Origin of the sequence: Ruegeria sp. HKCCA0370 (assembly GCF_013033705.1) — a bacterium.
Taxonomy (GTDB): Bacteria; Pseudomonadota; Alphaproteobacteria; order Rhodobacterales; family Rhodobacteraceae; genus Ruegeria.
Window position 1 is genome coordinate 218,040 of sequence record NZ_WQEP01000007.1, and the last position, 17,102, is coordinate 235,141.

General features: G+C 59.8%; 16 protein-coding genes. 6 read left to right on the plus strand and 10 right to left on the minus strand.

The genetic code is table 11. From position 1 onward, the window contains the following. Positions 1-43: 43 nt before the first annotated feature. From GOW31_RS15735 to GOW31_RS15765, 7 genes are read right to left on the minus strand one after another with little or no spacing between them, the layout of a single operon-like run. Positions 44-1,315: an aspartate aminotransferase family protein gene (locus tag GOW31_RS15735; RefSeq protein WP_171171308.1), complete on the minus strand. Its 1,272-nt coding sequence runs from the start codon at positions 1,313-1,315 to the stop codon at positions 44-46. A 1-nt stretch (position 1,316) separates the two neighbouring features. Then, the gene (locus tag GOW31_RS15740; protein ID WP_171171310.1) at positions 1,317-2,420 is read right to left on the minus strand and encodes a mandelate racemase/muconate lactonizing enzyme family protein; all 1,104 of its coding nucleotides are present in this window, start codon (positions 2,418-2,420) and stop codon (positions 1,317-1,319) included. Continuing rightward, a complete protein-coding gene (locus GOW31_RS15745) occupies positions 2,417-3,523 on the minus strand; it encodes a mandelate racemase/muconate lactonizing enzyme family protein (RefSeq protein ID WP_171171312.1) in 1,107 nt (368 codons plus the stop codon). The genes GOW31_RS15740 and GOW31_RS15745 overlap by 4 nt, the downstream gene beginning before the upstream one ends. Next, positions 3,520-4,626, minus strand: a complete 1,107-nt coding sequence (locus GOW31_RS15750) for a mandelate racemase/muconate lactonizing enzyme family protein (RefSeq protein WP_171171314.1) — start codon at positions 4,624-4,626, stop codon at positions 3,520-3,522. The genes GOW31_RS15745 and GOW31_RS15750 overlap by 4 nt, the downstream gene beginning before the upstream one ends. After that, on the minus strand, positions 4,623-5,201 hold the full coding sequence (locus GOW31_RS15755; protein WP_171171316.1) for a dimethylsulfonioproprionate lyase family protein: 579 nt from the start codon (positions 5,199-5,201) through the stop codon (positions 4,623-4,625). The genes GOW31_RS15750 and GOW31_RS15755 overlap by 4 nt, the downstream gene beginning before the upstream one ends. Further along, the gene (locus GOW31_RS15760) at positions 5,198-6,280 is read right to left on the minus strand and encodes an alcohol dehydrogenase family protein (RefSeq protein WP_254441734.1); all 1,083 of its coding nucleotides are present in this window, start codon (positions 6,278-6,280) and stop codon (positions 5,198-5,200) included. Before GOW31_RS15760 ends, GOW31_RS15755 begins: the two co-directional genes overlap by 4 nt. Further along, positions 6,280-8,733 (minus strand): FAD-dependent oxidoreductase, encoded by a 2,454-nt coding sequence (locus GOW31_RS15765; protein WP_171171318.1) that lies wholly within the window; start codon positions 8,731-8,733, stop codon positions 6,280-6,282. The genes GOW31_RS15760 and GOW31_RS15765 overlap by 1 nt, the downstream gene beginning before the upstream one ends. 68 nt (positions 8,734-8,801) lie before the next feature. Between GOW31_RS15765 and GOW31_RS15770 the strand changes: the two genes are divergently transcribed. Genes GOW31_RS15770 through GOW31_RS15790 form a run of 5 tightly spaced genes read left to right on the plus strand, consistent with a single transcriptional unit; the run spans position 8,802 to position 12,774 of the window. After that, the gene (locus GOW31_RS15770; protein WP_170346254.1) at positions 8,802-9,689 is read left to right on the plus strand and encodes a MurR/RpiR family transcriptional regulator; all 888 of its coding nucleotides are present in this window, start codon (positions 8,802-8,804) and stop codon (positions 9,687-9,689) included. Beyond that, positions 9,686-10,774: an aromatic ring-hydroxylating dioxygenase subunit alpha gene (locus GOW31_RS15775; RefSeq protein ID WP_171171320.1), complete on the plus strand. Its 1,089-nt coding sequence runs from the start codon at positions 9,686-9,688 to the stop codon at positions 10,772-10,774. Before GOW31_RS15770 ends, GOW31_RS15775 begins: the two co-directional genes overlap by 4 nt. A gap of 19 nt (positions 10,775-10,793) precedes the next feature. Beyond that, positions 10,794-11,612 (plus strand): hypothetical protein, encoded by an 819-nt coding sequence (locus GOW31_RS15780; protein WP_171171322.1) that lies wholly within the window; start codon positions 10,794-10,796, stop codon positions 11,610-11,612. Between the two features lie 14 nt (positions 11,613-11,626). Beyond that, complete coding sequence (locus GOW31_RS15785) at positions 11,627-12,373, plus strand: sulfotransferase family protein (RefSeq protein WP_254441735.1); 747 nt, start codon at positions 11,627-11,629, stop codon at positions 12,371-12,373. 17 nt (positions 12,374-12,390) lie between these two features. Then, positions 12,391-12,774, plus strand: a complete 384-nt coding sequence (locus GOW31_RS15790; protein WP_152456719.1) for a carboxymuconolactone decarboxylase family protein — start codon at positions 12,391-12,393, stop codon at positions 12,772-12,774. Between the two features lie 7 nt (positions 12,775-12,781). Here GOW31_RS15790 and GOW31_RS15795 read toward each other — a convergent pair whose 3' ends face one another. After that, a complete protein-coding gene (locus GOW31_RS15795; RefSeq protein ID WP_171171324.1) occupies positions 12,782-14,401 on the minus strand; it encodes a hypothetical protein in 1,620 nt (539 codons plus the stop codon). 32 nt (positions 14,402-14,433) lie between these two features. Next, positions 14,434-14,745: a hypothetical protein gene (locus GOW31_RS15800; protein ID WP_171171326.1), complete on the minus strand. Its 312-nt coding sequence runs from the start codon at positions 14,743-14,745 to the stop codon at positions 14,434-14,436. Positions 14,746-14,813: 68 nt separating this feature from the next. Between GOW31_RS15800 and GOW31_RS15805 the strand changes: the two genes are divergently transcribed. Further along, complete coding sequence (locus GOW31_RS15805; protein ID WP_171119802.1) at positions 14,814-15,755, plus strand: YcaO-like family protein; 942 nt, start codon at positions 14,814-14,816, stop codon at positions 15,753-15,755. A gap of 7 nt (positions 15,756-15,762) precedes the next feature. Here the strand turns inward: GOW31_RS15805 and GOW31_RS15810 are convergent, their stop codons facing one another. After that, the gene (locus GOW31_RS15810) at positions 15,763-17,010 is read right to left on the minus strand and encodes a hypothetical protein (protein ID WP_171171328.1); all 1,248 of its coding nucleotides are present in this window, start codon (positions 17,008-17,010) and stop codon (positions 15,763-15,765) included. Positions 17,011-17,102 lie beyond the last annotated feature (92 nt).

Here is a 17,102-nt window from a genome sequence, read left to right on the forward strand (position 1 = left end):
ACCCGTTTACGTTGTGCCAGATTGCGTTGTGCCAGACCCGCGTTCAGGAAATCGCGCCAACGGCGTGACGAACGGCCTCTCTGGTCTCTTCCAGATCCGCTTCGGTAACCGCCAGCGACGGGTACAGTTTGCCCGGAGCCTTGAAGACCCCATGCGCCCGCAACGTTGCATTGTAAGTGGCATTGCGCTGCGGATCATCATGGTTTGCGCTGCGATAATCCCGACATTCGGCCTTGGTGAAATAAATGTCGAACAAGGTCTCGTCACCGCAGATGCGATGGGCGATGCCCGCCTCATTCAAAGCGTCCGATTGCATCTGCTGCAACTGCCTCCCAATCGAGCGCAGGTGTTCATAGGTGCCGTCGCGCCGCAAAACCTCCATCGTCTTCAGCCCCGCCGCTGAGGCTATGGGGTTGCCGGACAAAGTGCCCAACTGCATCAGCCAGCCCTGTTCTCCGACTTTCGATTTGTCGAAATGCTTCATGATCTCGGTGCTGGCACCCAATGCCGCCAGAGGGAAACCACCACCGGTGATCTTGCCAAGCGTACAGATATCCGGGGTCACGCCATATCGCTCTTGTGCGCCGCCATAAGCTAGACGGAACCCGGTGACGATCTCATCAAAAATCAGCAGCACACCAAATTTGCCGCACAAGGTCCGCAAGCCCTGCAAAAACCCCGGCTCGGGCGGGATGATCCGCTGCAAGGGTTCGACCATGATCGCAGCGACATCATCATGTTCGTCCAGCAGCGCCGCCACCGCGTCAAGATCATTGAAAGGCGCGATCAGCATCTGCTCGGCCACGCTTTGGGGGATACCGGCGCTGTCGGGAACGGCCTGCGGGAAATTGACCCGGCGGCTGGGGGCCAGGCTCATCTGCGCCTCGGCGCTCATTCCGTGATACCCCCCTTCGAACTTGAGGATCTTGTCGCGCCCGGTATAGGCACGCGCCAGCCGCATGGCGTACATGTCTGCTTCGCCCCCAGAGGCAACAAAACGCACCTGCTCGCAACAGGGGACGGCTTCGATGATGGCCTCGGCCAGTTCGATGCCCTTGCTGTTGTTGGCGAAGAAGGTCATGCCTTTGGGCAATTGCTCCAGCACCGCTTCCATCACCTCGGGGTGGCCATGGCCCAGCAGCATCGGGCCGGACCCGATCAGATAGTCGATATATTCGTTCCCGTCCTCGTCCCAGACATGGCTGCCCTCGCCACGGGCGATGATGATGCCCGGATCGAAGTTGCCGAAACCGCCAGCTGGCAGAACCTCTTTTGCGCGTGCTATCCACTCGGACTGTGTCTGGATCTTCAGCATCTCAATCAATCTCCAAAATCGGGCCGCCAAGAATTTCGAGGTCAGGTGTCACACCTAAACCCGGGCCCTCGGGCGGTGCAATCCGGCCGTTTTCACGGTTTGGTGCGTCAGGACACAGGCGCGGAGCAACGTAAGAGGACAAGTCGCAAGTGTTCATCAGCGATCCATGCGGGGTCGAAGCCGCAAAATGCAGCGAAGCCGCCGTTACGATATCCGATCCCCAGGTGCATTCTGCACAAATCTCGGCACCCAGCTGCACGGTCAGATCGCGTGCGCGGCGCATTACCGAAAGACCGCCGAACTTCGACAGTTTCAGCGCCACCGCGTCCATGCATCCCAACTCATGCGCCCGCATCAGCGATGCAAGATTAAATGCGTTTTCGTCGATCTTCATAGGCAAACCCGTCGACTGACGAACAGCGGCGCAGTCTTCCAGTGTTTTACAGGGCTGTTCCAGCATCACATCCAGATGCGCCACCGCGCGCCCGGTTCGCGTTGCCTGAAGGCGCGATGCCCCGCAGTTCCAGTCGCCATACACAAGCGGTCCGGTTCCGACAGCTTCGCGCACTTTGATCAGCCGCTCGGCGTCGGCTTGCCAATCACCCTCGACACCCAGCTTGAGCTGGAATTGCCGAATGCCCGTCTGGAAGGCTGCCTTGGCGATGCGCGCCATTTCGTCCGGCGCGATACATGTGATCGAATGATAAAGTGGCATATCCGCCCGAGTCCGCCCGCCCAGCAACGCGTAAACCGGCACCCCCGCCGCGCGACCGAACAGATCCCACAGCGCAATGTCGACGATCGATTTCGCGTAGCTGTGGCCTTGCAGAAACCCGTCCAGCTTTCGCATCGGTGCGTCGACCCCAATTGGCGAAATCCCGAGAATCTCGGGCCCCATTTCAGCGATGGCCCCCGGTACTCCATTTGCATAGGCGGGCAGATAATGCGGGATCGGGCAGACCTCACCCCAACCTGTCAGACCTGTATCCGTCTCAAGGCGCAGGATATGAGACGTCACGGTCGCGCAGGTCTTGCCGCCGGCCATGTGATAGGTTTCATGGCTGGTCAGATCGACGGACCAGAGTGTTATCTTGTCAATTCTCAAGCATATTCTCCTACTGGATCACCCAATGCGGCTTCGTCCGGATGCACGCCCAGCCCCGGCGCTTCGGGCAGATGCAGATGGCCATCGACGTTGCGGGGCCCTCGACCACCTGCAACATCAACCGTGATCATGTCCTGACAGGCCCAAACCGCGTGGCAATGGTCATCCGGAATCGTGGCGGCCAGATGCAGCGCTTCGGTATCGGCCAGAACCGTTCCACCGGTGGCCATCACGAACATGTCTATCCCATGGGCCAGCGCGATATCGCGCATCCGCGCGGCCTTGGTCAGACCACCCACGCGATTCAGCTTGATCCCGAATATCTGGGCCAGACCATGGTGGGCAATCCGGACGGCATCCTGCAAGGTCACAAGGGACTCGTCCACAGACACAGGGGATGCATGAAGCCCCGAGATCGCCGCGATATCATCCAGTGTTTCGCAGGGTTGCTCGAACATCACGTTCAGGTCTTCGCAGGTGCTCATCACCCGCAAGGCCTGCTGGCGCGTCCAGCCACGGTTGACATCATACAGGACAATCTCTCCGGGCTGCCGGATGCTTTCCACATCCCGCACACGGGCAATGTCCCGCTCGACATCTCCGCCGATCTTCACTGAATGGGCGATATAGCCGCGCTTGCGATACCGCTCCATAACCTCGCGTGTTTCCTCGACGGTTTTCGCCCCGACCGAGGACGCAATCGGGCGCGGTGTCCGCGATCCGCCGCCCATCAGATCGGCAATCGGCAGGCCCGCCGCCTGACCGGCAATATCCCAGCAGGCCATATCTATGGGGCTTTTGGCATAGAGATGCCCGGGCAAGGCAAGATCCATGGCCCGTTCCACGTCCAGCACGCGACGCGGATCAAGGCCCAGGATGAAGGGGGCCATCGTTTCGATCCCGGCCCGGATGCCCGGCCCGTGCGCGGGTACATAGGTGTGCCCCCAGGGCGTACCCTCGCCCCAGCCAACCAGACCGGTATCGGTTTCGAGCCTGACCAGCGTCGCATCAAGCGTTTCGAACTTCAGGCGCCCCCCGGAAAGCCAATAGGGATGCTCGAGCGGCAAATCGACCTGAAAAACGGTAATGGTTTCAATCTTCATAGAGCATACTCCGCCACGGGTGCGCCGAGGCTTTCAAAATCGGGGGTTACACCCAATCCCGGCGTATTGTTTGCATAAAGCTTTCCGTCTTTAACGACAGGACCGCCGACGCCCGTAGATCGCGTGTTGTAGTTCATCAGATCCGTGGTGTTCTGCAGGTATTCAGGCGGGGTCGACGCCGCAAAATGGGCGACAACCGAAGACGTGATCTCTCCTCCCCAGGTGTCTTCGCTGACCACAGGGATGCGGTTGTCGATCAGGTAATCCCGTACCCGCCGGGCTTTGCTGATGCCGCCAAGGTTCGAGATCTTGAGACAACAAATCTCTGCCCCCCGGTCCGCGACGATACGCTGCGCCATATGGATCCCGGTCACGCATTCATCCAGCTTCAGTGGCTGCTCGGCAATCCGGCGCACTTGCTGGCATTCCTCATACGTGCGGCAAGGTTGTTCGAGAATGAAATCCAGATCCCGGGTCTCGCGTGCAACGCGGATCGCATCGTCCACGCGCCAGCCCTGATTGGCATCGGCCATGGCTTTCTCGCCGGGTTTCAGCAACGGTACAGTGGTGCGTATCCGGTCAATGTCACTGGCCCAGTCGCTGCCCACTTTGATCTGAAACTGCCGATAACCCTGTTCCCGGTACCGGTCCATCTCGGCCACGGTTTCCTCGGCCGCTTTCTGCGGAGCGACCCGGTACATTGGCGCGCCATCCGTCAGCTTGCCGCCCAACAGCATCCAGACCGGCTGATCACACGCCTGACCCAGGATATCCCAGCATGCCGCATCGAACGGCGCCTTGGCATAGCCATGCCCCTGTACCAGATGGTCCATCAGGTGCTCGATCCGCCCCACCTGACGCGGATCCTCGCCCAGCAGTTTGCCGGCGACAAGACGCGCCAGCGCAGCCACACCTTCGGAATGGGCCACCATGTAGTTTTCGCCACAGGGCGTGAACTCACCGCAGCCCCGCAAACCCGCGTCAGTGTCGATTACCACCACCGATGCGATGGCCGTTTCAATTGCGTTTCCCGCACCCCAGGCATAGGTACCGCCGACATAGGGAAGCCCGGTCTGGTAAATTCGGATGCGGGTGATTTTCATGCGGCGTCCATTCTGGGCAGGTCGCCCATCCCTTCGCCTCGCCACAGGACAAAGGTCAGGATCGGTTGGTCCGTCGTTATCATGGCGTGGCTTTGCCAGCTTTTGTGCTGTCGTGTCTGGTTCGGGCCGACGAAGGTTTCATCCTCGTCGCTTCTAAAAACTGCTCCGCCCGCAAGGGTCAGATACAGCTCTTCCGCCTGATGGCTGTGCCAGTCATAATCCAGACCCGCGCCCCAATATCCCACGTAGCCGCGCAATTGGGTCGAGTGGAAATGCCCGGTCGGTCCGAACAGTTCGTAATACCCGTACCGATTCAGGAAATCCGCACCGACTTCCTCTTCGGTATATGTGTGTTTCCATTCCGCCAGATGCGCGCTGGCCTTTATCGCCGCGACCAGATCACGGGTTGGCGCCACGCCATCAAGGCCAAAATCGCCCACCAGATTGGTCGCCGGAATGTGAGCAGGCTGCAAACCCGTCGGTGTCAGATCGTCCGGCCATGATGCAAACGCGGCAAGGTCAGGATGCGCCTGATGCAATTGGCGGGCCGCCTCGAGAACATCATCCAGCGTCATGGCACCACCACGATATTGCCGGTGTGCTGTTTGGCGATGAACGCCGCTTGAGCTTCCCGCAACTCCTCCAAAGGATAGGTTGCGGCCAGAGCCGGCTTGATTTCGCCGGCTTCAATATATGCCACGAGGTTCTTCATGACCTCGGGTCCGATCACGGTCGAACCGGTGAAGGTCAGATCGCGCAGATAGAACGTCCGAAGGTCAAGTTCGACCATCGGACCTGCAATGGCCCCCGAACAGGTGTAGCGCCCGCCGCGCTCCAGTACGTCGATCAGGTTTGGCCAGTAAGGGCCACCTACCACATCGGCGACCACGGTGATCTTATCGTCGCCCAGCGCCGACCGCAGATATTCAGGAGCGCGGGGCAATATCACATCAGGGCCAAGATCGGCCACGTCGGCGTGTTTGGATTCGGATGCCATCGCAATCACACGCGCGCCACGGCGTTTGGCCAATTGAACCAAAGCGCCACCCACCCCGCCAGAGGCACCGGGTACAAGAACGGTGTCTTTTTCTGTCACGTTGGCACGGGACAGCATCCCTTCGGCGGTAGAATAGGAACAGGAGAATGTGGCCAGTTCGGCATCCGACAGTTCCGAAGTGATCGGCACCGCATTGACCGCCAGAGTCGTAGTATATTCGGCGAACCCGCCATCGCGTTCCGAACCGAAGTACCCTGTCTTGTTCATGTTGCCGGGATCAGCCGGATCTCTAAGCCAGCCATCCGTGATGACACGCTCGCCTAGACGAGCGCTGTCCACGCCCTCGCCAACGGCAACAATACGGCCGCAGACATCTGCGCCCTGAATGCGCGGGAAGGTGATCGGGTTGCCACCCCATGTCGGGTCTTCTTCACCGACTTCCTCGAATGCGCCACCGGTGGTCGCATCCGTGACGGTCTTGGAATACCAGCCGGACCGCGTATTGACGTCGGTATTGTTCAGGCCGCAGGCTGCGACCCTGATCAGAACTTCACCGGCCGCGGGTTCGGGGCGCGGCCAGTCTTCCTGCATCACCATCTGTTCCAGACCACCATGGCCCATTGTGACCATGGCTCTCATCGTTTCGGGCAGGCTCATCACGCGGTCTCCAGTATGGCGTCACTGCGGGGCAGCAAACTGTCGGGGTCGTAAGCAGGTTTGTCCAGAACACGGGCGGCACGGGGTTGGCCATGGATCACGACCTCCAGCTGTGTCCCGGCCTTGGCCGCTTCGGGTTTGAGGTATGCAAAGGCCAGAATCTTGCCGACGGTGTGGCCATAAGCGACCGACGCCGTGGACCCGACGACGCGCCCGTCCAGCAGCACCGCCTCTCCGCCATGCCCATCAATCTCTCCATCCGGTTCGATTGAAAGATAGGCACAGATCCAGGGCAGGTCGGTGTTGAGCGTCTTGTCCTTGCCCAGATAATCCTTGTCGGTGCGCGCAAAACGCAGCACGTCGGCCTCGGCCAGAGTGACCTCGTTGGTCAACTCGCCCGCGCCTTTGAAGCCCTTCTCCATTCGCATCACGTTCATGGCAAAGCTGCCGTAGTCGGTGATGCCATACGCCTCACCTGCCGCCCAAAGCGCGTTGTAGACGTCGAGGCAGGCGGCGTTCGGCATGTGCAGTTCCCAGCCCAGCTCTCCGGCATAGGACATGCGGAAGGCCCAGACTTTATGGCCCGCGATGGTGATTTCCTGCGCGGAAAGCCAGCGGAACCCGGCATTGGTCAGATCGGCATCGGTGCAGCGCGCCAGCACGTCGCGCGAGCGGGGGCCGTTCAGGGACAGGGCAGACCAGTCAGAGGACAGAGCGGTGATCTGCACATCCTCATCCGCGCGCTGCTGCGCCAGATGATCCAGCAAGCGCTGTTCGAAGAAGGCCGCACAAACCAGATAGAAGCGGTCGTCGGCCATGCGGACAATCGTGGTCTCCAATTCGATACGGCCGCGGCGGTTCAGCATATGGGTTAGTGTGATCGAGCCGACCTTTTGCGGCATTCGGTTGGCGGTCAGCCGGTCCAGCAGAGCGTAAGCGTCCGGACCCGTGACTTCGACCTTGGTAAAGGCGGTAACATCCATGATGCCGACGCTTTCGCGCACCGCTTTGACCTCAGCCGCGACCATGTCGTCAGCGGGGGTGCGGCGGAAGGAATAGTGGTCGCGCTGCTCCACACCGTCCCGCGCGAACCAGCGGGGGCGCTCAAAACCATAGGCCTCTTCATGCACCGCACCCTTGGATTTCAGCAGTTCATACAGCGGCGACGGCTTGATGGGTCGCCCCTCCAAACGGTTGAAATGCGGGAAGGGAATTTCGTGGCGCAGGCAGTAATCTTCCTCGGCCTTGATCACTTGCCAGTCCTTGGTGGCATAGCTGCCGAACCGGCGCGGGTCGTATTCGCGCATCGAGATGTCAGCTGCGCCATGCACCATCCAGCGCGCCAGTTCGCGGGTCAGACCCGGCCCCCAGCCGATGCCGATCTGCGTCCCGCAGCAGCACCAATAGTTCCGAACCCCCGGCGCTGGTCCGATCAAAGGGTTGCCATCCGGCGGGTGCGAGATCGCCCCGTGCACGTCGCGCTGAATGCCCAGTTCGGCAAAGATCGGCATCCGGTTCAGGCTTTCCTCAAGCCACGGCATCACCCGGTCGTAATCCGCGTCGAACAACCAGTTTTCGTATTCCCACGGGCAGTGGTCATGCCAGACCGAGTTCGGGTTCTCTTTTTCGTAAATCCCGATCAGACCGCGCTGCTGCTCCATCCGGATATAGCCCGAGACCTTGCGATCATCACGGATCACCGGAAGTTCGGCGTCCAGATTCTGGAATTCAGGCACCGGTTCGGTCACGAAGTAATGGTGCGTCATCGAGGTCATCGGCAGTTGCAGCCCCGACCACTCGCCCATTTGCCTTGCATAGGTGCCGCCTGCATTCACCACATGCTCGCAGGTGATGGTGCCTTGCTCGGTCTCGACCACCCATTCGCCATTCTCGGCCTGCGTGATGTTGGTGGCACGGCAGCTGCGAAAGATGCGAACGCCTTTTTGCCGTGCTCCAGCGGCCATGGCCATGGTCACATTGGTCGGGTCCACATGCCCGTCATCCGGCGTATGCAACGCGCCCAGAACGCCTTCGAGATTGTAGAACGGATGCAGTTCAGCCACCTTTTCGGGGCCGACAAGCTCGATATTGAAACCCAGCGACCGACCAACCGACAAGGTGTGACGCAACCAGTCCATCTCATCCTCGGTATAGGCCAGACGGAACGAACCGCAGCCATGCCATGTGACGGGCTGGCCGGTTTCGGCCTCCAACTGACCAGAGTACAGGCCAATGTTGTAATCCACGCATTTCCCCAGCCCAAAGCTGGACGTCGAATGCGTGATCTGCCCTGCTGCATGCCAGGTGCTGCCGCTGGTCAGCTCGGCCTTTTCCAGCAGGACGGTGTCAGCGCCCCACCCTTCATGCGCCAGATGATAGGCCAGACCGACCCCCATGACACCTCCGCCCACGATGACCACGCGGGCATGTGACGGCAGATTCTTCTCGGACATGATTTTTCCTCTTCCCGAGTCGCGTTTCTGCTCGACAGGCTAATTCCACAAATGTACCATCGTCAATCATGAATGACACAAATGTATCATCAACCGTCCTCGACCGCCTGAGCCGGGAATGGGACGCCCTCACCCCCGAGGCACAGAAAGCCGCGCGCTACGTGTTGGAGAACCCAACGGATGTTGGGGTCTCGACCGTGCGCGAGATTGCCGAGGCGGCCAAGGTCAAACCCAATACTTTCGTGCGTATGGCCCGGCAGGTGGGCTTCGAAGGGTACGAAGATTTCCGGGCCCCGTTCCGCGAAGCGATTCGACGGGGCAACGTGTCGTTTCCCGACCGCGCCCGTTGGCTGCAAGAGATCGGCAAGTCAGGTGAGCTGGGTGGGCTTTATGCCGATATGGTGGGTGCGGCGATCCGCAATATTGAAGACACCTTCGCTGGAATTGATGAAACGAGCCTGAAATCCGCCGCCGAGGATATCTGGAACTGCCGCCAGATCTTCACGCTGGGCGTTGGCGTCAACAACTCGAACGCGCGCAATTTCACCTATCTTGCGTCAACGGGGATGAAGCAGTTCCACGCGATTCCACGCCCCGGCTCGACCCCGGTGGATGATCTGGCCTGGGCCGATGAACAGGACGTGCTGATCGCGATCACCTGCCACCCCTATCGCACCGAAGTCATCGAGGCGATCAAGCTGGCTCGTCAACAGGGCCTGACCGTCATCGGTATTTCCGACAGCCCGGCCAGCCCGGTGATCCTGAACGCCCATCACGGTTTTGTCGTCGCCGCCGACACGCCGCAATTCTTCCCGTCATCCGTTTCGACGATTGCCTTGCTGGAAACTCTGCTGTCCTTCGTGATCGCCGTGTCCAGCGATGAGATCGTCGAGCGGGTGGAACGGTTTCACCAACGCAGACACCAACTTGGCCTCTACGCGGAGGAGCCCGAATGAACGCACCCCTGACCCACTCACTGGACGCGCGATACTATGTCGACCCTGCGATTTTCGAGCAGGAAATGCAGGGGCTTCTGGCCCGAACGTGGCAGTTTGCGGGCCATGTCGCGCAGGTCCGGGAAACGGGGGATTACTTTGCGTTTGAGATCGCCGGCCAGAACCTGTTCTGCATTCGCGGCCGCGACGGCGAAATCCGCACCTTCTATAACGTCTGCCAGCACCGCGCCCATGAAATGGTCACCGGCGCAGGCAACACGCGTGTCGTCGTCTGCCCCTACCACGCCTGGACTTATGAGCTGTCCGGCCAATTGCGCGCCGGACCGAACATCAAATCCGTCCCCGGGTTCGACCGCAGCGCGATCTGCCTGACCTCGGTGCGCACCGAAGTGTTCAACGGTTTCATTTTCGTCAACCTCGATGACGACGCCGCGCCGATGGATGAATGGTACCCCGGCGTGCGCGAGGAAATCCGCGCATTCGTCCCGCATATCGACGATCTGGAACCGCTGGAATGGGTCGAGATTCCCGAAAACTGCAACTGGAAGGTCAGTATCGAAAATTACTCGGAATGCTACCATTGCCCGACCAATCACCCGACCTTTGCCGAAGGTGTGGTCAAGCCCGAGACCTATGACATTCAGCCGGATGCGGGCGGCGGCTATGTGCTGCGTCACACGACGGAATGCCAGAGCCTCGACAAGATGACCTACCCCATCGACCTGTCGGTACCGCACGCAGGCGATTACCAGTCATGGTTCCTGTGGCCGATGTTTTCCTTCCAGTGTTATCCCGGCAATGTGCTGAACACCTATCACTGGCGCGCGGTTGATGCCGATCACTGCACCGTCTGGCGCGGCTGGTACACCGAGGGCGGTTCGGACAGTGCGGTTATCCGGCAACTGGCGGTCCAGGACCGCGAAACGACGGTCGAGGAAGACATCCGCCTTGTGGAATCCGTTCATCGCGGGCTCAAGTCGCGGGGCTATCGCCCCGGACCGCTTGTTCTGGATCCGGGCTGCGGCGTGATGTCGGAACATTCCATCGCGCGGCTTCAACAATGGATGCGCGAGGCTGTGGATTAGTGGCCGAGGTTGCACGCTGATGCTGATGCCTGAAGTCTGGCGCCCGGAACACAAACTGTTCCCCCATCAGGTCGGGTTCACCTGCCCGCCGTTCGATTTTGACGCCGCGCCCTCGGATTTCCTGCGCATATGCCCCGAAACCGTGGGCGTGCATGGCTGGATGCTGCACGTGCCAGACTACGCGCACGGGCTGGATCAGCGGAGACAGAACTTTGGCATGCTCGAAGACTTCGTGCACTGCATGTCCCGCAACGGCGTCGATGTCTGCGGTCAGGTCGGTTCGAACTGGGTCCATGCCTGCGGGCTGGGCGTGGAAGGCGTCCGGCAACACTGCGAAGACCTGTCAGACAAATATGGCACCCGCTTTCACATGGCCGGATATGCCATGGTCGAAGCGCTGCGCGACATGAACGTCGAAAAGGTTGCCCTGAACGCCGCCTATCATTGGCCGGAATGGTGGCAGGGCACGGTCGGTTTCTTGAAAGAAGCCGGGTTTGATGTGGTCTGGGCCGGGAATTTTTACGATCAGGGCTGGTTCGACAGTCAGGAAGCCGTGAATGACTGCCGCTGGGTGTTCGACGGCGATCTGGCACTGAAAAGCTTTGAATATGTGGCCGACAAGGCACCCCGGGCCGAAGCGATCCTGATCAATGGCATGTGCAATTTCCGGACCGGGCCCGGTGGCTTGCCGCAGCGCCCGCTGCATCTGGCCGATATGCTTGAAGACGCGCTGGGCAAACCGGTGATTGGTCATGACATCGCGCTTTACTGGCGCATCTTCAAATCCCTCGGTATCGCGCCCGGTACACCGCACGGGCAATTGCTGAAACGTCTTTAGCTATTCGAGAGGTCATGACCATGCCCAAAATCCTCGCGCTCTGGGCCGTACCAAGGTCCACGTCCACCGCGTTCGAGTGGATGATGCGGCAACGCGGTGATCTCGACTGCCTGCACGAGCCCTTCGGCGAAGCGTGGTATCAGGGTGAAGACCCGCTTTGGCATCGGTTCCAACCGGGCGACGTAACAACGCCGGGCCTGACATTGGACAGCGTGTGGCTGGACATTCAGCAGCGGGCGAAACGGGGGCCGGTCTTCCTCAAGGATTTTCCGCATTACATCAACCACATGTGGGATGCCGAGTTTCTGTCGCATTTCACCCACGCCTTCCTGATCCGGGACCCGGCCAAGACCATCACTTCGATGTACAAGCAATGGCCGGACTTTGCCGAAGGCGAGGTTGGCTTTCCCGAACAGCGTGCCCTGTTCGATCTGTTGACCGCACTGAACGGAACTCCGCCGCCGGTCATTGACAGTGATGACCTGCTGGAAGACCCGCACGGCATGACCCGGGCCTTCTGTGACGCGGTGGGAATTCCGTTCATCCAAGAGGCGCTGAGCTGGGAACCGGGCGGTGATCCGTCCGCCCTCAGTTGGTGGGACGGCGGGTCGTTCCATGGCAACCTGGCGAAATCGACCGGGCTTGCCCCGCAGCCCCGCACGCATATCGACATCGCGGACGCGCCAGACCGTGTGAAACAGGTGCACCGCAGGATGAAACCGCATTACGATCACCTTTACAGACACCGCCTGACACACTGACACACCGGAGACCCGCAATGGCCGACATTTTCGACGAAGACCTGTTTCTGAAAGGACTGGAGCAAAGGAAGAACACGCTGGGCGCAGAGTATGTGGAAAAAAACCTTGCTGCCGCCGACGACTTCACCCGCCCGTTTCAAGAAGCCATGACGGCCTGGTGCTGGGGGTTTGGGTGGGGCGACGACGTGATCGACGCCAAGACCCGGTCGATGATGAACCTGTCGATGATCGGTGCACTGGGCAAGATGCATGAATGGGAAATCCACTGCCGGGGCGCCATCAACAACGGGGTTTCAAAGGAAGAAATCCGCGCCATCATCCACGTGGTCGGGATATATTGCGGTGTTCCTCAGGCGCTGGAGTGTTTTCGCGTGGCCCGCAAGGTGCTGGAAGAAACCTGACGACCCGTCACAGACCAGCCGCCGACAACAGCCGCACGCCTTTTTCGTAGTGTTGCCTGTTCTTGAAACAGCCGGGCCAGGCCCAGCGTTCGGCCGAAAAGCCCGGCTGCAATTCCAGAATCTGCCGGGCATGTCGACGCGCTAGGGAATGGTTCCCGGCGGCGGCGGACAGCATGCACAGCACGACCCTGGGGCGAACGCGTCCGGGGTCGACCCGCAACACGTTATGGGCATGCTGCCACGCGGCCTTGTCCCCGGTCATCATCATTGCGATTGCCAGATTTGCTTCGATCCAAATGGGCGGATGCGGCGTCAACGCCAACGCTTTCTTGCAGACCGAAACGCCTTCTTCAGCCCGGTCATCATACACCAACAGGATGCCGTAATATCCCAACAATTCCGGGCTTCCGCTGAAACGTTCCACGACGGCAAGCATCAAGCTGCAAGCCTCTGACGTGTTGCCTGCAACACTGTGGGTAAAGGCATGGAGGGCCGAGCAATACGGGTCAGTCGGGTTCAGATTGCGCAACTGTTTGCATTCGGCCTCTACCATTGCCAGCGTCTCGGCCGGGTTTGCATCCATGCCCAGGCGGATCATGTCCAAATGACAGAAACCGATCGCCACACGGGCCGGCAGGTATCCGGGGTCAAACTCGAGACAGGCGCGGTATTGACGGATGGCATCCTGCAACCCGTCTTCCGTTGCCTGACTTTCCAATATGCGCGCTTTCTGGAATGCAGACCAGGCCTCGGTCGAAGTGGCACGGCCTGACCAGATTTCTGACCAATACCCGTCACGCAATCGCAGTTGGAGCGCTTCGACGACCTTCATGGCGATTTCTTCGACCGCGTCGAATGTTTCCTTCGCACGAAAGCGGAACCGCTGTGTCCAAAGGCACACCTGATCCGCGGTTGACGTCAATTGAGCGGCCACCCGCAAGCCTTCCGCGCCAACCACGCTGCCGCTGAGAACATAACCTTCAACCGGGCCTTCCTGCCTGCGCGCGTCACGCAGTTCGATTACGCTGGACATTGTGCCCAGAAGAAACATGAGTTCGTCTCGTATGGAGGAGGCAGCGATGCTGATATCCGGCGTTTCCCCGACAACTTCAAAAGGCTCAACCACAACCGCTGGACGCAAACGCCCCCAATGCACCGGTAAACCGCGGCCCGCCAGAACCGGTCCGTCTGAGTCTGTATCGATGTCCCAATAGGCCTGCCGTTCAACCGTCAGCCATGCCTCGAACTCGGGGTCGGCAACGTCCAACCCTTCCAGCAATTCAGCCCGATCGGGACTGAGCTGCTCGTCAAACAGATCAACCTCGACTGCTGCCAGATTGATTGACACCGTTTCACGGGTGACTTCAAGAACATCAAGTTTGTGCTTGGAAAAGTGTTTGCTGAGTACACTCAACTCTTTGCGCAGCGACGCCGCGCCTTGTGCGGGCGAACTCTCGCTCCAGAGCTTGTCCTGCAACCAAGCCCTGCTGCGTATCGCGTTTTTCGACAGAAGCACCAAAGCAAGAAGAGCTTTCGCTTTGGTGCCCCGAGGCGTCACATCCTGACCGTCGTCACGGATAATCTGAAACGGTCCGGTCAAAAAAACCTTGGTTTTTGCCTCAGTCACTAACGGCCCTCAAAAACGTTCGGGGGTTGTCGTTAACCGCTGCATCCAAATATGACGATACCGCCCATCGCTTCATAGGCCAGTTTGCAGCACCATGACTCGTGATCGGGGTTCGGATCCGGCTTTTTGTCACTCAGGTCCGGAACAACGATATGAACCAGATCCTTGGTGTCATAGACAAACCTGACCTCTGGATTACCACTGTCCGCAAGGATTTCTTGAATTTTGCGTTCCGCCGCGTCCTGATCATCTTGCGACCCCAACGCACGGCCGCGCGCGGCATTCAGAACTTCGCACCCCAAGTCTTTCAACGAATAATTCGGGTTGATTGTCAAACGAGCCATGTAAAATCTCCTTCTCAAACAACAATGCCCACTTGTATACCCCGTTATATGCTTATCCGGAAATGAAAATGACCGACACGTTGATAGAACGCGCTGAAACTGCTCGGCTAATTTCCAAACCCTCGTTTGCCGAATTCCCCAAAGATGCGCCGATCCACGCGGCTTTTCGCTTGATCGAGCTGCGCGACGGAGCTCTGCCCCCCAAGGGTGGGATGGGTCATCGCGTGTCTTTCGGCACTGGCCGCACACCGGAAGAGGCGGCGCGGCTGGCCGGGTTCGAGGCGATTGAGCGCTATGCCTTGCAATACAGTACCGAAGCACCACAAACCCGCGAAAGCCTGATCGCGTCGGATGGCGCATCCCATGTGATGCCAAACGACGCGCTTGCACTGGGTGTTCCGGGCAGTGACGGAAAGGTCACTTCGAAAGGTGCCGCGGCTGGCCCGACACATGAAGCCGCCGCGCTGTGGGCGGCGCTGGAGTGTTTGGAACACGCTCTTGGATCGCAGGGGTTTGACCACCTGGCGCCGGACACGGTCCTGCCCCATGATTTGACGCAGTGGCTGCACGTCCAACTGCGGCAACTGAGCCTTCACATCCTCGAAGTTCCGGGCATCGGCCTTCTGCTGCGCGCGGTCTGCGCAGATGCGGATGGCGGCAGGCCGACCTATGGATCGGCGCTTTCCGCAAATCTGGCGCAGGGCGTCTGGCACGCAGCATCCGAGGCGGTGGTGTCCTGGCGCAACATGGTGATGCTTGAACACAACGGTGTAACGGATCACGGCATGGATGCTGAACAGGCCCGTCTGTTCCGGCTTTATCGCGGCGCGCAGAATGACCGGCCTGTTGCTCCGACGCGGTTGTTCGACACGCGGGCGTGGGACAGCCCGAACCCATCGCTGACGACGGTATTGACAGCGGCAAGTCGCGCCCTCGGTCGTCCGGTTGCGGTTTTTGACATGACCGCACCTGAAATTCCCCTGCCGGTGGTCAAAGCCGTAGCAGTTTGAGCACCGGTCAGGATCCGTCTCTGCGAAAGCGTGTCGTGTCGCCGTTGGTCTCTGCCTTGCAACGGTCCGCGAATTCCAAAAGCTGCCTGCAACGTTCGGTCTCGGGCAGGCTGCGGACAACCCGCCCCGGATCAACATGCGGAGTTTCAACAAATTCGACACGGGTGATCACGCGCGGCCTGGCGGCAACTGTGATCATCGGGCCGACCTCGATCAGGCTGGCCAGAGCATAGCCCGAGACAGGGCGAGCCGAAGGGCCTGTTCCCAGCGTGATATCATCCAGAAACCGGGGATCGTCGTCGGCAGGCCCGAATTCAAGGCGCATGTGCATTCCCCGCGCACCGCGACTGAACCGGACCCAGCCCCGAGGCACCCTGCCCGCACCCACAAACAGTCGTGATGTATGGAATGCCTGAATATACAGCCCAAGCGGATCAGAGAATGCCATCGCCCGACCCGCTGGTGACTTACCACATTTCCCCGCGGCCAGTTCAAGCGTATCGCTCACCAGGCGGAACCCTGCATGCCCGCAGTACAGATCCTGCCGGTTCGCGAAATCAAGAACTTCTTCAAGCCGGGCGCGCCGGTTGCTCTCGCCGTCCTTCACGAGATACGGGAAGGAAGAAAAATGCATGGTCTGGATCAGATCGGTCAAACGGTTCGTACCCTTGGCCAGAAACAGGGCATGCTGGATATTCAACGGATGTTCCGGCGGATGCGCGTGATCCCTACCCACCAGCCTTTTGTGAAAGCGGGCCGCACGCTCGGACACATCCATCGACGTCCATACCGACCGTGAGACTTCAAACAGATCCTTGCAGGAGTAGAAGCGCCCGGTCACCGATGCGACCACCGACAGGAAGTGATCGAAATCGAACACCGCCATGAACTGCCACCACTCCACAAACTCGGTAGTGGCCACAAATCGCTTCGGGCGCAGTCTGCCACTGGTATCGGGTCGCATTACCAACGTGTATTCAAGATATTCATTGTGCAGCTCAACCCTGCCGGGCCAGCCTTGGTCACACACGCGCGCCGCCAGCTCATCGCCCAGACAGTCCCGCGGTTCCCGCGGATCGGCGCGCCATCTGAACCCATTCGAAGGCTGGCCCGCCTCGATGTCACGCGGATCCATGACCAGAAACGGGCTGACGCCCTGTACGTCGAATATGTTCTGAATGGTCGAATTCCACGCGGACCGGGTGGCGTCGTTCACGCCTTGATCAGCAAGTCCCGGCGATTGGAATACAGACATCAAAGAACACCGTTGGGCTTCAGAGACACTAGAATGGAAAGTCAGAGGTCGATGCCCGCAGGGTTTCAATTCCGACGGGGCGATCGCCACCG